Consider the following 15,620-nt stretch of genomic DNA (forward strand, 5'->3'; position numbering starts at 1 on the left):
GCATACCTCAGAAGTGAAAGATCATATCCGTTGCAAAATGTAAACTGATTCGTTCGCGTCCCTTGTCATAGGCCCTCCGGTTCCAGGCATGATCGAACTGTATCTCTGGTCTTATCTGTACAGTAGACCCAACCAGTGGCTGAGCATCAGAGTGTCCTCGCTATACTTTGTCGCATACCCGTCCGTTGGCCCTTCTTGTCGTTCAGAAAGTCACTACGAAACGAAACAAAATCGTGCGGAGAAAGCTGCTTGTTGATGTAGTTTCACCATCGCCCACTCAGGTGTCAGACATGTCTGCCGGGGCACGCTGCAATTCGCGCCGTTTATTCCTTTCTCTGACGCGATCGATCCGTTCACACTTGGCACATCCATCTGGTACATCGCATACATCTCCGTCGCCATATGCCAGCTGCTTCCGAACTTGTGATACCAGGTGTCGTCATACATCGGCAGATTATTGAATGCGTACCTACCGTCATTGATTCCGTTCGCGCATAGGTACAAATTATCGTTCACGCTCTCGGTCGTATAACTTACGCATCCGATGAATGAAAGCTTGGCATCCTCGGTCCATAACGCCACATCATGGCTACCCGAGACCCCGACCTGCACGAACACTTATCGTTGTGCTGGTCGTCGCGAGCAGGCCTGTGTCAGTAAACGGGTCCACGGCATACAGTAGCGAGTGGCTGAAGATGTAATTGTTTGGCGTCAACTGCGCTTCAATTCCAGGGATAGAGATGAATCGTCCCACCGCAGATTCATACCCTTTGCCACATGCGGAAAGTACACGTCCGCGTACTCCAGCACTGGGTCGAACCCATACTGCCTATCTTGACCTAGCAGCTGGCTGCTGAAGTAACCTTTGTTTGTCGTCGACCGATAGTCCGTCCCAAAAAATCCGGTCAGATGGAATCCCCAGTCGATATGGTCCCGTTGCACCGAATCCGGCAGCCGCTCGACATACACCACTGCCTGCCCTAGCTGTATGCGATTCGAATAGATAGTTCCTGTCGCGCGATGTCGTCAAGTTCGCGGTCGGTTCAATCCACCCATAGACCTTTGGTTCGTCCCGTCGCTCCATTGATCGCGGTCTGCAGAGGATACACGTTTCCATCCGCCTCTCCAATCGTCGGCGATCCGCCATACGACCAGTCGGAATTGGGAAACGGCGGTGTACTCAACGGCGAACGCAACCCCCGCCGCACCGCTGCCGGCCCGACCGCCGCAGTACCCTTCCAATCCTTACGATAAAACTCTATCCACCGCCCCAAGAAGTTCCCTTGTGCTATTCGCCGCCGCCGAGGTACTAGCTGCTGGCGCGGTCGGAACCTGCTGCGCCGTGGCGCAACACATTGCTATGACACAAATACCGACAAATCCACCGATCGCGAATCTTTCCCCAGATCCTCCGACGGTCCCACTCCATACGAGACCCTATTCAAGTACGTTCTGGAACAGCGCATCCGAACACCAGTGTTTCAGCACAAAACGGAGTTTCTGTAATTCTCCGAGGACGTATTTTGCTCTTCCCCTTGTAAGCACTCACAAAATACTGAATCAACCGTTGTTCCTAGTTGTTCCCGTACCATAAAATCGGCTTCAAAAAAGAATTTCTCGTCATATCAATCGCCCACCACGTGGTTTGTCATGCCCGGGAACCTGAAAAGACAGGGAACAGCCGATAGGTGCCGGAACGGAACTCCGACCCTCTCTCAATAGAGATCGAGATTGTCCCGAATCGCATGAAAACCGCGATTGTGACGCACATTCCAAGAGCGGAAATGCGGAGCAGTGCATGTGCAATGGCCCCGACGATCGCAAACACGATCCCGGGGCCATCAACTTTCAGCTCAGGTTAGAAGTCCAGCCGCAGGGCGAGCTGTCCTGTGCGGTTGCCCGCGTTGTCGGCTGTCTGCACCGAGGTGATCTGCCCGAACGATGCCGGCGCCGAGACATTCGTCGCTGGTGAGGCAAAGTTCGGGTGGTTGGGCAGGTTGGTAAACGTCGCCTCAAACCGCAGCCTCAGCGACTCCCGCAGCGGGAAGGTCTTTGCCAGACCTCCTGCTACCGCGGTAGTGCCCGGCCCGACCAGGCTGCCGACGGCGCAGTTGCCGATGCGGCCCGGCGCGGGGGTGGCGTTGTAGGCGTTGACGTCGAAGTAGTTGTTGAGCGTACGGTTGACGGGTACGGGATTGCCACTGCAGTCCGGCCGCAGCGCAGCGCCACGGAAGACCAGGTTGAGGTTCGCGCTGTCGTTGCTTGGGCTGGTGGTCGGCGTAAGGTACGGCCCAGTCTGCCACAACGAGACGGTGCTGATCTCCCAGCCGCCCAAGACTGCATCTTCAAGGCGATTCATGTTGCTCAAGTACTGGCGATTGTTGCCGAAGGGCAACTGGTAGATCGCCGAGACCAGGAAGCGTTGGCGCCGCGTGCCGACGACGTTGCCGCGATTGGCGCGGAGATTGAACCGATCAGCCACAGGCGTCCCGTAGTTGACCTCGGGTGCGAAGACTGAGGGTGCGTCGCCGGCGGCGTTGCTCAGATTCTTCGCCCAGGTGTGGTTTACCTGGAAGAGCAGGCCGTGGCGCAGCCTCTGGTTGAACTCGGTCTGCAGGGCCTGGTAATTGGCGTTTCCCTGGTTCTCGCTGGAAAGGAGGCGCCCCCAGTTGGGATACGGCCGCTGGTTGTAGTCGTTGGGCGTAACGCTGGCATGCTGCTGGTTGAGGTCGACAGTCTGGCCCATGCGGTAGGAGTTCATGCCGACGTAGCTGACGCGCAGGCTCAGATCGTTGGTGAGCTGGCGCTCCACGGTCATGTTCCACTGTGCCGCCTGCGGGTCGCGGAAGTTCAGGTTGACGTTCTGGTAGAAGTCACCGGTGCCCGCTACCTGCGCTGGCGTAAGCGGAGCCGCTACGTTGGGGAACTGAAACGCTGCGTGGCCGTTCGCAAGCAGGTTCGCGGTTGTCTGCACCACGCCCACGTTGATGTTGGTCGTGTTGAAGGAGAGCTGACCGAGGCTGGTCATGGTGAAGATGCCGAAGCCCGCACGCAGCACCGTCTTGTTGTCGCCAAAGGGACGATAAGCAACGCCCAGGCGCGGTTGGAAGTTTTTCTTATAGAAGATGCGCAGACCATCGCCTACGCCGACCTTGCCAGCCTTCTCGATCGAAGCGCAGGGCAGGTTTTGGTTCACGCCCGGGCAGGCGTTGATCGTATTCAGCATCTCCTGCCGTGCAACGCCGTTGTTCGTCAGGATAAAGCCGCCGTTGGTGGGATCGAAGGCTCCGAGGTTGTTGTTCTCACTGATGAATGGAGGCAGCGCCTGCCAGCGTAGTCCGGCGCTCAGCGTGATATAGCGCGTCATGTGCCACTCGTCCTGCACGTAAATGCCGGTCTGCCAAGCGTGGAGCTTGGTGTCAGGCCCGGAGCGCGCAACATAACTCTTCGAAGGCAGCCCCAGCAGAAGATCGGAGAAGGCGTTGCCGCTGAAGGTGGCAGCGTTGAAGGTGAAGGCGCCGAAGTCGTTCGATCCGCCGAAACTCTCCAGATCGGTATAGCGCACGCGGCGAACGTCCACGCCAAACTTCACCGTGTGGTTGCCCTTTACCCACGACAGGTTGTCGGTGAACTGGAGCGTCTGCGAGCGCGTCGTTCCCGTCTTGTCGCGGCCGATAGGAGTGAAGTTTGTCCCATCGCTGAAATCAAAGGTTGGAAATGCATTCACGTTCGGTACATCGCTCAGGTTCAACCCCTGCAGCCCGAGTGTCTGCACCGCGCTCGCACCGCTGATGGGGAAGTCGACCTTAGCAGTGTAAAATGTCAACCCGAAGCGCGCCTCGTTCAGCAGCGTTGGGCGAATTGTGTAGTTGTGCGAGAAGATCAGGTTGCGGTTCGTCTCGCGATGCACCTCGGTCGGCAACAAGTTGTTGGTCGCCGTCGTATCGACGTCCTTCCAGCTCCAGCGGCCGTATATCTGCTGCTTGTCGCTGATGGTGCGGTCGATGCGCACATCGTAGCCATTGATGTTGGCCGGAGAAGGCGCCTGCGAGCGATAGTTGCCCGTTAGGTCCGTGCCGGTGTCGACGTTCGGAAGCGGAACGTATTTATTAAGCAGAGACTGTGAAACCACGCTCAGTTGGCCTGCTGGAATTTGGTTGTTGGCAAATGGCTGGCCCGTTGAGGGATTGACTGCCGCCGACCCGGGAAGATTGGTCAGGTTGCCTGAGCGCATCGCCGCTGTAGGCACGCTCAGCACGAGAGGAGTAGTAAAGCGCCGCCGGTTGCCTTCATAGTCGGTGAAGAAGAACGTCTTATCTTCGCCCGGCTTAACGTGCGAAAGACGCAGCGGCCCGCTGAGGCTTCCGCCGAAGGTGTTGTAGGCCTTGTGCGCCTTGCTGTCGAACCCCCATGTCTTTGCGTCCAACGCGCTGTTCTGCATGTACTCGAAGACGCTGCCGTGAAAATTATTCGCTCCGCTCTTAGTGATAATGGTCACGTCGGCCATCTGAGAGAACTCGGCGTTGTTGTTGAACTGCGTTACCTTCATTTCACTGATCAGCTCCGATGAAGGGTTCATGTTGTTCAGCGCGCCGTTCTGGCGAATATTCACCGTCGAGGTGCCGTCGACCGAGTATTGGATCTGCGCGGATGTTCCACCGCCGATCGACAGATTGCCGTTCAAGTCCTGCTGCACGCCCGGCACCGCCGCAAGCGCCGTCAGCGGGCTGTCGTTGCCGCCCCGGTAGTTCATTGGGAGCTCGACCACCTGTTCGAATATTTTAGTGTCGCCGATTGTCCCGTTCTCCGTGTTCACGGTCGATGCATCAGCTGCCTCCACCGAAACCGCCTCCTGCGATCCGCCGATCGCCAACTTTAGGTCGGCGCGGAGCTGCTGCCGCGCGGCGAGCGCCATTCCGGTCAGCGTCTTGTCCACAAAGTTCGACGCAGAGGCCGTCACCGCATAGATGCCTGGGTTGAGGTTCAACACCAAGTACTCGCCACTATCGTTCGTGGTCGTATCGCGCGATGAGTTGTCATTCAGGTTCGTCACATGCACATGAGCGCCGGAAATCACCGCGCCCGAAGGGTCCTCGACCGTCCCGAGGATGCTTCCGAAGGTCGATTGAGCGCGAGCAGCGCTACCTTCGCACACGAACGCGAGACATAGAACAGCTAGTAGATAGAGCCTGTTCCCCGTGCACTTTTGTGTTATCAAAGCGCGTCTGGAATTCTTCTGAAGGGTGCCGTTAATTCTTGCATCGCACTGTTTTCTATTTATTCCTAGTTCTGTAACGGCAAGCGAAGCAGATTGAGAAAGGCCTCGAATGTACATCATTGAAATCACCTCGTGAGGCCAAAATCTTTCGGCCTCACTTAGTGAATCGAGAAATCCGTAAGGTACGCATAAAGTGGTTACTTATGAGTTTTTAATGGGTTTAGCGCTAAGATTGTTGTTCATCGGACCCAGAGAATGACTAAAAAAGCACTTCGCGAGGTTGCGCTCAAGATCGTGGTTGGGATAGTGGCGGCCTTGTCGATCACCTGGCTGGCCTACCGATTTCATTTCAATCTCTCTTCTGCAACTTCGATTCATCTCTTTCTGGTAACCGCCATTGCATTGCGGTGGGGCTTTCTTGAGGCGAGCATCGTATCTCTGGTGTCAGTGGCTTGCCTCGATTACTTTTTCACCCAACCGTTGTTCCATTTTTATATGACGGACTCCCATGACTGGGTAGCGCTGGTCACCTTTGAAAGTGTCGCCTTGCTCGTTAGTCGTCTGTCGAATCAAGTCAGCCGTCACGCCCGCGAAGCCGAGATACATCGAACACAACTACAGAAGTTGTATGAGCTGAGCCAGAACGTCCTTCTTCTGGAACACCAAAAACCGGTCGATCAGCAACTAGCGGACTTGATTCTGGCGACACTTCAGGTGAAAGGGGTTGCACTATGGAACGGTTATGACCTACGTCTGAGCCTGAGCGGCGTCTGTGACGTCACAGACGATGAAGTGCGTTCCACTTACTTTACGGAGCGCAACGAAGATGACCCCCTAGCAGGTACTTCGCGACGCGTCCTGCGCTCGGGCACGCGAGCCATCGGCTCGATGATCATCTGCGGCCATTCGCTCGATGATGCTTCGATCAATGCAACCGCCTCGTTGACGGCTGTTGCAATCGAGAGAGCACGCTCCTTCACTGCGGAAAGCAGTGCTGAAGCTGCGCGGCAAAGCGAGCAACTTCGTTCTGCCGTGTTGGATGGTCTCGCGCACGCTTTTAAGACTCCGTTGACAACGATTAGGAGTTCAAGTTCCGGCCTGCTCGAAATGGATACGTTGTCCGGTGCTGAAAAGAGGCTCGTGGCACTGATCGATCAACATGCCGATCATCTTAACGACCTAACCACACGCCTGCTCCGCACGGCGAGAATCGATAACGCGGACCTCAAATTGAAGCGGGAACAAATCGACCTCACTCAACTCATACAAAACAGCACTGAGACATCGGGGCAAGACCTGGGCACACATATCGTCCATCTTCAGGCCAGGATGCAACATAGGATGGTATGGGCTGATAGGCAGCTCCTGGAGATGGCACTCTTCCAATTGCTGGATAATGCCGCCAAATATGGAAGATCCGATTCTTCGATCACGATCGACGTTCAGGAAGATCCGGCCGAGACGCTTATTAGTATCAGGAATGAGGGTTCCTTCATCCCGCCTCACGAAAGAGAAAGGATCTTCAAGCGCTTCTATCGCAGCCCAGGTTCAGATCGAAAGGCGTCGGGGACAGTCCTCGGTTTATCCGTAGTCAAGCGGATAACGGAAGCGCATCAGGGTCGTGCGTGGGTAAATAGCGACGAGTCAACGGGAACTACTTTCTTCCTTTCGTTGCCCCGAACAGCAAAGGAGATATAGACGTGGCGGCGCGATTGAATGCGCTCATCGTTGAGGACGATGCAGGAATCCGGCAGAGCCTGTTTGAGACTTTGACTGCATTGGGATTCATGGTTGGGGAGGCCAGCAACGGAGAACAAGCCCTCGCCCGTCTGCGAATGGCTGACTATGACGCAGTATTGCTTGATATCAATATGCCTGGGATGGGAGGAATCGAAACCTGCCGCAGAATTCGTCGCAGCCACCCACACATCCCTGTCATTATGCTCACCGTGCGGGAGGAAGAGGACGATAAAGTGGAAGCGCTCGATGCGGGTGCCGACGACTATGTGACCAAGCCTTTTCAAATTCGAGAGCTGACGGCTAAGTTGCGTTCTGCAATCCGACGCTCGAAGACCTCGACAGTTCTAACCGACTCTACTGTCGTGATTGGTGCTTTGCGGCTAGACCTGGATCGTCATCGTGTCGAGAAGATGGGGCATGAGGTTCGCCTTACTCCGAAAGAATTCGCGATGTTGCGTTATCTGATGGAACACGCAGGTCGCCCTATCCCCCACAACCGTCTACTGATGTCCATATGGGGACCGGAATATGGTAACGAGCGCGAATATCTACGCGTCCTTATCAACCAGCTTCGAAAAAAAATTGAAGACAACCCGGCACAACCGTCCTATATATTGACGGAAAGTTATATTGGCTATCGCTTTCGCGAAGCATAAGACATCTAACTGCTGTTCTTCTCCTCCCGATGCAACTGGTATGGATATTCGGCCGACATCTGGCTTCGAAGGGGCCAAGTACGGCTGAAAGAAAGGCAGCGGTTTCCGAAGAGTTTGCGACCGAGCGACCGCAAAACCACGCGAACTTTATCTAACACTCTTACGGAATCTTTACCCACAATCAGTTCTAATTGAAGGGAATACTCTTCGGCGGAAGAGCCGTGCTTGTTGATGTAGTTCTTGTCGTCACCGCCTTATCAGGAATCGTATTTCCGGTCTATGCCTTCGTCAGTCTGTGTCGAGAGTCGCGCAAGAGAAATTGAAGTTCCTCATCTTCCTAACCAACCGAAAGCGTACGCATGTCGTTCTTCGATCTTGTTGTCGGTAAACCGCTCGCAACCTCTGAAGAGCGCGCTGAGCACATCGGTCCGATCGCTGGCATTCCCGTCTTCGGCCTTGACGCGCTAAGTTCGGCTGCCTACGGCCCTGAGGCCGCTCTCACGCTCCTTATCCCGCTTGGCCTGGCGGGCATTCAGCATATCGTTCCCATTAGCTTCGCCATCCTCGGCCTACTCGTCATCGTCTTCATCTCCTATCTGCAGACCATCGACGCCTATCCCCATGGGGGCGGCAGCTATACAGTCGCGTCTGAGAACCTCGGCGCGAACGCTGGGCTACTAGCCGCCGCCGCGTTGATGATCGACTACATCCTCAATGCAGCTGTCGGTATTTCCGCAGGGGTTGGAGCGTTGGTCTCCGCTTTTCCAGCACTCCAGCCCCACACGCTCGCGCTCTGCCTTTCAATCCTGTTCGTCCTTACCCTTATCAACGTGCGCGGAGTAAAAGACACCGGTACCGTCTTCCTCATTCCCACTTACCTGTTCGTCGGCACGCTCCTGCTCGTGATCTTTGTAGGAGCGGTGCGCGCTTTCGCCGCCAGCGGTCATCCTGTCCCGCTCGTCGAGCCTCCGCACCTTCCAGTCAGCACATCGATGCTCTCCCTCTGGCTTCTAGCCAAGGTCTTCGCCAGCGGATGCACCGCGATGACCGGGGTCGAGGCTGTCTCGAACGGAGTCAACGCCTTCCGCGAACCTACACAGAAGAACGCCAAACGGACACTCACGATCATCACCGGTCTGCTCATGGTTTTCCTTGCCGGCATTGCTTTACTATGCCGCGCATACGGGATTGGCGCTACCGATCCTGGATCATCCGGCTACCAAAGCATCCTCTCCCAACTAACTTCAGCCGTTATGGGCCGCGGTTGGTTTTACTACCTCACTATTGGCTCGATTCTCGCAGTGCTGGCGCTTTCGGCGAACACGTCGTTCGCCGACTTCCCACGTCTTACCCGCGCCATTGCACTCCGCGACTATCTGCCACACGTATTCAAAGTTCGCGGGCGTCGTCTGCTGTATTCTCATGGCATCGTTGCGTTGGTAGGTTTTACCGCGCTACTACTGATTGTCTTCGGTGGTGTCACCGATCGGTTGATCCCGCTCTTCGCCATCGGCGCCTTCCTCGCCTTCACACTCTCGCAAGCGGGAATGGTTGTCCATTGGAAGCGCAAGGGCGGTCAGGGCATGGTACGCCGCATGGTCGTTAACGCTGTGGGCGCCATCGCCACCGGCATCACACTTGCCGTTGTGCTTGTCGCCAAATTTGCCGAAGGCGCATGGATCACCGCGATCCTTGTTCCGGCGCTCATTATTGCGATGAGCGCCGTCAAGCGCCATTACAACCGAGTCGCACGCCAAATCGCCGTCGATTGCCCCATGCGTGTCGACAACCTCGTCGAGCCTTTCGTCATTGTCCCGCTCGACCGATGGTCCCGCATCACCGAAAAGGGTCTGCGCTTCGCTTTGAAGATCAGTGACCAAGTGCAAGCTGTCCACGTTGACGCCGAGGATTGCTGCGACGAGGTCCGACAGATGTGGCGACAGAATGTCGCGGCGCCTTTGCTCGAGTCAGGAAAGGTCGTGCCCGAACTGATACTTCTGTCTTCATCCTACCGCTTCGTTATAGCGCCACTCGTCGAGTACATCCTGAAAGTCGAGCGCGACCATCCTGATCGTCAGATCGCCGTCCTCGTGCCGGAACTCGTCGTCAAACACTGGTGGGAGACTCCGCTCCACAACCAACGGGCTCAACTGCTGAAGCTCCTTCTTCTCGTACGCGGGAATCAGCGCATCATGGTCATCAATATTCCCTGGTATCTCTAAGTCAGGCCACTCAAAAGTCTTCTCACTCCTGGCCCAATGTTCCCTCAGACCGGCGCACCGACACACGAGCTTCCTCGCTGGAGGAATTGCTGCCTATAGAGAAGCTGGGCAAATGGCACACGGGCCAAGATTCGGAATCTCATGAGCGCTCTCTTCACACACGCGATGCGGTACGAGTGGATTGATCGAAACCCGATCGAGCTCGTTCGTCAGGGCGCGAAACGGGAGCGTATCCCGGATGTTCTGGAACTCCGGGAGCTCCAACTTCTATTGAGTAAGCTAGACGTTCGGGAACGGACGCTAGCATTGCTCGATGCTGGAACAGGGCTTCGGGTGAGCGAACCTTCCGCCATAGCTTCGGCACGCTGCTCAAAGCGAACGGGGAGGATGCAAAGACGGTCCAGGTGCTTTTGCGACACGCCAACAGCAGAATCACGCTGGAGGTTTACACGCAGGCTGTCACGTCAAACAAACGTGCAGCACAGAGCAAGGTTGTACGGATGATGGTTCCAAAATCTGGGTGAAATGGAGTTGAAAGGGCACCCACAAGATGCGGGTTAGGGAGCTTATTGCACCCATATTGAACCCGCGACCTCTGCCTTTTTGGGGTCACTCATCATTCTAAGATATTTAGATTGATGGCGGGGACGACGGGGCTCGAACCCGCGACCTCTGCCGTGACAGGGCAGCGCTCTAACCAACTGAGCTACGTCCCCAAGATGCTTTTCAACAACTTGGATATATGTCACATAGAATCAAGCGCTTCACAGCTTTCGCTTGTTTCTATCATTTCGCCGTCTTGGACTCCATTTCGGTTCTTTTTAGACACCAAACAATCCAACGTGACGACAAGATAAAGTCTATCAGATTTGGTGGCAGTGTCCCCTTAGACAAAGAAAAAAGTGAGCCCTGCGTAACACTACTGCACCTCGGCTTTGTCAACACCTGCCATCATTTGGGAAAGAAATCTGCATTCCCCCCTTCCGTCAGGGCTCAAATCGCCTTCACCAATTGAGCGTCCGGGGCGCTTCATCAGGGAGTGTGCCAGAACAGCAGTCCTCTCTGGAGCCCTAGTATCGACCGAGTAACATAGTGTCGAGCGAAGATCGGGTCAAGCAACCAGGCCTTAAGTGAATGACCGGAACGCCTCCACCGTCATCTTTGGCATCTCATCACGATTCCTCTTCGTCACCAGCTCGTGCCCCGAGCCGGTGATCGGAAGCAGTTCTGTTCGCGCCGGAATAAGCTTCAACGCCGTTACCAGCTCGTCGATAGAACCGAATTTATCGCGCGTTCCGTGAACGAAAAGCGCAGGAGTTTTGATATCTGGGAAATGCCCGGTGCGTAACTCGCTAGGTCGTTGCGGTGGGTGGAGCGGATACGAGAGCAACAGGAGCCGATCTACGAGACCGGGTTCTGCCGCACAGAGCATCGATGCTTGCCTTCCTCCGTACGAATGACCACCCAGAAATATACGGCCCGAAACTTGTCGCTGCATGGACACAATCGCGGCTCGGAGTCCCTGCTGATCACGTTCTGCACTGCCACGCGGTGGTGGGCCATGCGTTCGCATCTGGCGAAAAGGGAGATCACAGCGGAGGACAGCCACTCCCGAGGCACAGAACGCATCCGCCAGCGCTACGAGAAGCGGAGAATCGCAATTAGCTCCCGCGCCGTGCGTCAGGACGAGACAATCACCGCCAGAATCAGTCGGGAGATGCAAGTACCCACGGACGGGTACTTCATTTGGTGGAGCGTGCAGAAATTCTTGATGACTGCTCATACGTATAGATTATTGCAGCCACACTCTCCGCAATCATTGATCCAATTTCATGGAGCACTCTTCAAGTCCTTAGGACTGATTACTTCGCAGCTCGCTCCTGTGCTTGGATGAACACATCCACCTGCTGTCCCACATACACGGGAAATCGCGGTGGCTCAAAGCGAAACTCTAACTGAAGCACACGTACATCAACGCGCTCGGAATTCGAGCCGGTCAGGTTCTGTTTGGGCACCATATAAGGCACAATGCGTACAAATTGCATGGGGAACTGTCGCGTCGAATCGCCCTTGAGCATCGCAGTGGCAATCGATCCAGAAAGCACATGTGAGGCGTTGATTTCATCCACATCAACCCGCACCATCAGCGAGTCCGTGTCGCCGAACAGCACCGGTGACGTGCCGGACGTGCTTGCGAGATACTCACCGACGCGATTGTTCACTTGCAGAATTTTCCCGTCCGCTGGAGCGCGCACCGTCATCTTATCGAGCAAAACCTTCTGCTGGTTGCGCGTGGCGATCATCGTCTGCAGGTTCGCCTGCTCTTCCGAGAGTGCAGCCTCCGCATTATGTAATTGTGCTTCAGCCTGCTTCAACTGAGCAGCGGTCTGCTGCCACCGAGCCCGATCGGCATCACGCGTCTTCGCGCTGGTGATGTTTGCCTGATCAGAGATAACCCCGTCCTGATGCAGACCTTCATTGCGCGCAGCAATCTGGGCCGCGTCGTCATACGTAGCCTTTGCTGTATCCACGGCGGCCATAGCGCTGTTCATGTTAGCCTGCTGTGTCAGGATATTGGCTTGAGCGGTCTGCACCGTCGCACGTGCCTTCACCACATTTGCCTCCGCCTGCTCGACAATAGTGCGCTGCTCGCGGTCATCGATCGTGTAGAGTTTGTCGTCACGATGGACGATGTCGTTCTCCTTCACATACAGAGTGCTCAATTGTCCCGATACCGGAGGCGCGAGATTGTAGTTGCGGTCTGACGCCTCAACGATTCCTGTTGCAGCAATCGAGTTCTCATAGGGAGCCGTGGGTGGCGCAGCCAGGGGCTTCTCATGCGGCACGCGTCGCGCCGAAGCCGTTACCCACACGGCAATCAAAATAACCCCTAGCAGCGGAACGATAATACTTAGCCGCTTTGTCATTGGATTTTCTCCTCACTATGAGCGGGTGTAAATTCGTTTTCGTGAATCGAGAGAATCCGCCCGTCCAGCATCTCCGCGATGCGGTCCCCGTATGGAAAGATGCGACTGTCGTGCGTCACCACTACAATGGCCCGGTCTCCTGTCAGCGCTGTTGAACGAAACATCTCAAGAATCATCTTTCCCGTCTCGCCGTCGAGCGCCGCCGTCGGTTCGTCGCACACAATCAGTCGCGGCTCGGTAATCAGAGCACGCGCAATCGCCACACGCTGCTGCTGTCCACCCGACAGTTGCGATGGCAGAAAATCTGCGCGATCCGCCAGTCCCACTTTTTCGAGATACACCCGCGCCTTCGTCACGGCTTCATCAAAATCCACGCGGTGAATCAGCAACGGTATCGCTACGTTCTCCGCCGCTGTCAGAGTAGGCAGCAGGTTGTACTGCTGGAAGATAAAGCCTATGTTGTCGCGCCGAAAGGCAGTCTTTTCCTGCTGGCTCAGTTGATCGATACGCGTCCCAAAGACGTCGATTTCACCCGAAGTCGCATCCAGAATTCCAGCTAACACGCTAAGCAGCGTTGTCTTGCCGCAGCCTGACGGACCCACCAGGAGCAGTAGTTCGCCCGTATGCACATTGAAATCGACTTCTTTCAGTGCACGCACTTCTGTCGTACCCGTGCCGAATGACCTCGTTACCTGCTGTAGGCAGGCTGCATGCGTACCGTTCTCTGTATCGCATCCATTAGCCACGGAACACCACCGCTGGTTCAAGCTTGACTACTTTGCGAATACTGATCAGCGCCGACAACAAACAAATCGCAATGACAGCCACAAAGCTGATTACGACCATCGGCCATGGGGTGGCAAACGCAATCTTGCTGTCCTGGCCGCCCGCAATCAGCCCAAAAATTCCGCCCAGCCCCGCGCCCACCCCGTAACCTACCAGTCCTACTAAGAGTGCCTGCAGCAGAATCATCTTCGTCAGCGTCATGGAACTGGTGCCCATCGCCTTCAGCGCCCCAAAGTAGCGTTCGTTTTGCAATGCGAACTGATAGAAAGTCTGCCCCACGATCGACATGCCCACCAGAAAGACCATCAGGAGCGAGATCCCGATACTGACTGGAATGCCGGTGTTCTTCAGGTAATAGCCCATCGTGAGCCACCGAAATTCCTCCTCGGAATAGGCTGCCAGGCCTGTCGCTTCATGAATGCCTCGCGTCACCTCGCCTACTGGCAATCCATCTGCCGGGGCGGCCAGCACATAGTTCAACTGCTTGCGCTGTTGCGGCGCATACTGGAGCGCACGATCATAGGAGGCATAGACGAACGGATAGGAAAAGAAATCGCGCGGCACATCGGCAATTCCCACCACACGCGCCTGGTTGTCGTTCATCTCGAAGACTTGACCCGGCTTGGGGTTGTTGAGTTTCTCCGACTCTGCCCGGCCGATAATCACCGCCTGATCCTGAGTCAGCAATCGTCCATTGCCTGAGATCATCCTCGGACGGCCAAAGAAGGTATCGTTATCGAGGCCGTAGAGGCGCACCGTCTGAAAGTTCCCATCCGGCAGGTGCGCCGAGACGAGTTGCAGCAGCAACGGCACCGCCCACTTCACGCCGGGAACGCTGCGCACCCGTTGCAGATCGGTATCGAGCAGCGGCTTGTTCTCGTCCACGCTGCGCAATTGCGGATCGCTACCCAGATCGGCGCACCAACTACCTCGACAGGCCTCGCCGTACGCAGAATCAATCCGCAGAAGATCGACCCCTGCTGTAGGAAAAGAAACGAGACGACAACTAGGCTGCTCACCAAGGTGAAATATTTGCTGCGGTCTCCCATCAGCATCTTGATCGCAATCCGCCACATGCTAGCTCGCTCCTTTCTCACGCTCCAGCCCGAGCAGTCCAAGCGCCGTCAAATGCGCGATATGCCTTGACGCAATTTCGATGTACTCCGAACTATGCGAATCCACCCCTGCAAGCACACGGTACGACGCGCGCGCCTTATACATGTGTAGGCACTGTCCAATGATCCCCGAGATCGTCATGAACACGGTTAACTGCGGAAGCTCCGGGGCCAACATCAAAATCACCTCGCGAAGGATGGTTCCGACAGGTTGAAAGAACTCCCGTATCACCGGCTCGAACCGAGCCTTTCCTTCTGACTGCTCCCGCATAACGAGATGACTATGTCTGGCTGCGGGCGACATCAGTATCGCCAGAAAATCTCGGATGCACTCGCGCAGAGCATTCTCAGCGGCTTTGCGGCCTTTCTTCCGTCTCGCCACATCGAGATGCGCCTGCATCCGCTCGCGCATCTCGGTACAAGGAGCCAAACACGCCCGCAAGGTCTCGGTATAGAGCGCGTCCTTGCTTCCAAAGTGATAGCTCACCGCCGCTACGTTCGCACCCGCCGCCGTGGCCAGATCGCGCACGCTTGTCCCCTCATAGCCTTTATCCGCAAAGAGCTCAATGGCGGCCTCGATCAGCCGCGACCGGGCATCATCTCGCTCGGTCATTTCATTCCTGCTGCAGCGACCCACTTGCGCCGACTTTTCTGTCCGTTTCGTGGCACTCATAAAATCTTTTAATTAAACAATCGTTTAAAACAATTGTTTGAATAGTACTCTCACACCTCATTAGAGGCAAGGAATGCTTTCTGATTCCGATGCATTTCCATCAAATTGGTACTGGCGTTGGACGGCACTCCGATGATGCAAGCTTGCTTCTGCCGATAGATTGCCCGGATTTCGCAAACTGGAATGTTCCCTCTCGATTCACCGGACAAACTGCGCACGATTATGAAAGTATCTTGTTTGCTGAAAATTTCTTGTTCAGCAGGACGGCAAAAAAACAAGCGAA

Annotated in this window: 13 protein-coding genes and 1 tRNA gene; 4 read left to right on the plus strand and 10 right to left on the minus strand. The window is 55.6% G+C overall.

The genetic code is table 11. From position 1 onward, the window contains the following. Positions 1–213: 213 nt before the first annotated feature. The 4 genes from AC5S26_RS19930 to AC5S26_RS19945 all read right to left on the minus strand — a co-directional run bounded on the left by AC5S26_RS19930 (position 214) and on the right by AC5S26_RS19945 (position 5,218). Complete coding sequence (locus tag AC5S26_RS19930) at positions 214–612, minus strand: hypothetical protein (protein ID WP_494186693.1); 399 nt, start codon at positions 610–612, stop codon at positions 214–216. Next, complete coding sequence (locus AC5S26_RS19935) at positions 590–754, minus strand: outer membrane beta-barrel protein (RefSeq protein ID WP_494186694.1); 165 nt, start codon at positions 752–754, stop codon at positions 590–592. The genes AC5S26_RS19930 and AC5S26_RS19935 overlap by 23 nt, the downstream gene beginning before the upstream one ends. A 289-nt stretch (positions 755–1,043) precedes the next feature. Then, positions 1,044–1,274 (minus strand): hypothetical protein, encoded by a 231-nt coding sequence (locus AC5S26_RS19940; RefSeq protein ID WP_494186695.1) that lies wholly within the window; start codon positions 1,272–1,274, stop codon positions 1,044–1,046. A 584-nt stretch (positions 1,275–1,858) separates the two neighbouring features. Then, positions 1,859–5,218, minus strand: a complete 3,360-nt coding sequence (locus AC5S26_RS19945) for a TonB-dependent receptor (protein ID WP_494186696.1) — start codon at positions 5,216–5,218, stop codon at positions 1,859–1,861. 255 nt (positions 5,219–5,473) lie between these two features. Between AC5S26_RS19945 and AC5S26_RS19950 the strand changes: the two genes are divergently transcribed. The 4 genes from AC5S26_RS19950 to AC5S26_RS19965 all read left to right on the plus strand — a co-directional run bounded on the left by AC5S26_RS19950 (position 5,474) and on the right by AC5S26_RS19965 (position 10,360). Next, a complete protein-coding gene (locus AC5S26_RS19950) occupies positions 5,474–6,916 on the plus strand; it encodes a sensor histidine kinase (RefSeq protein ID WP_494186697.1) in 1,443 nt (480 codons plus the stop codon). A gap of 2 nt (positions 6,917–6,918) precedes the next feature. Then, positions 6,919–7,614 (plus strand): response regulator transcription factor, encoded by a 696-nt coding sequence (locus AC5S26_RS19955; RefSeq protein WP_494186698.1) that lies wholly within the window; start codon positions 6,919–6,921, stop codon positions 7,612–7,614. Between the two features lie 359 nt (positions 7,615–7,973). Further along, a complete protein-coding gene (locus tag AC5S26_RS19960) occupies positions 7,974–9,836 on the plus strand; it encodes an APC family permease (protein WP_494186699.1) in 1,863 nt (620 codons plus the stop codon). 305 nt (positions 9,837–10,141) lie between these two features. Next, positions 10,142–10,360, plus strand: a complete 219-nt coding sequence (locus tag AC5S26_RS19965; protein ID WP_494187163.1) for a tyrosine-type recombinase/integrase — start codon at positions 10,142–10,144, stop codon at positions 10,358–10,360. 115 nt (positions 10,361–10,475) lie between these two features. Here AC5S26_RS19965 and AC5S26_RS19970 read toward each other — a convergent pair. The 6 genes from AC5S26_RS19970 to AC5S26_RS19995 form a co-directional block, all read right to left on the minus strand. After that, positions 10,476–10,552, minus strand: a tRNA-Asp gene (locus tag AC5S26_RS19970). Between the two features lie 410 nt (positions 10,553–10,962). Next, entirely contained in the window at positions 10,963–11,619 is a 657-nt protein-coding gene (locus AC5S26_RS19975) for an alpha/beta hydrolase family protein (protein ID WP_494186700.1), read from the minus strand. Positions 11,620–11,698: 79 nt separating this feature from the next. Further along, positions 11,699–12,763 carry an HlyD family secretion protein gene (locus AC5S26_RS19980; RefSeq protein ID WP_494186701.1) on the minus strand — a complete coding sequence of 355 codons (1,065 nt, stop codon included), beginning with the start codon at positions 12,761–12,763 and terminating at the stop codon, positions 11,699–11,701. Next, positions 12,760–13,509: an ABC transporter ATP-binding protein gene (locus tag AC5S26_RS19985; RefSeq protein WP_494186702.1), complete on the minus strand. Its 750-nt coding sequence runs from the start codon at positions 13,507–13,509 to the stop codon at positions 12,760–12,762. The genes AC5S26_RS19980 and AC5S26_RS19985 overlap by 4 nt, the downstream gene beginning before the upstream one ends. Further along, complete coding sequence (locus AC5S26_RS19990; protein ID WP_494186703.1) at positions 13,502–14,623, minus strand: ABC transporter permease; 1,122 nt, start codon at positions 14,621–14,623, stop codon at positions 13,502–13,504. Before AC5S26_RS19990 ends, AC5S26_RS19985 begins: the two co-directional genes overlap by 8 nt. A 3-nt stretch (positions 14,624–14,626) precedes the next feature. Further along, complete coding sequence (locus tag AC5S26_RS19995; protein ID WP_494186704.1) at positions 14,627–15,277, minus strand: TetR/AcrR family transcriptional regulator; 651 nt, start codon at positions 15,275–15,277, stop codon at positions 14,627–14,629. Positions 15,278–15,620 lie beyond the last annotated feature (343 nt).

It is taken from the genome of Edaphobacter sp. FHG110511_03 (assembly GCF_059115365.1).

Coding starts and splice junctions, on each gene's coding strand:
- AC5S26_RS19950 (WP_494186697.1), top strand. CDS start 5,474: ATGACTAAAAAAGCACTTCGCGAGGTTGCGCTCAAGATCGTGGTTGGG.
- AC5S26_RS19960 (WP_494186699.1), top strand. CDS start 7,974: ATGTCGTTCTTCGATCTTGTTGTCGGTAAACCGCTCGCAACCTCTGAA.
- AC5S26_RS19975 (WP_494186700.1), bottom strand. CDS start 11,619: ATGAGCAGTCATCAAGAATTTCTGCACGCTCCACCAAATGAAGTACCC.
- AC5S26_RS19980 (WP_494186701.1), bottom strand. CDS start 12,763: ATGACAAAGCGGCTAAGTATTATCGTTCCGCTGCTAGGGGTTATTTTG.
- AC5S26_RS19995 (WP_494186704.1), bottom strand. CDS start 15,277: ATGACCGAGCGAGATGATGCCCGGTCGCGGCTGATCGAGGCCGCCATT.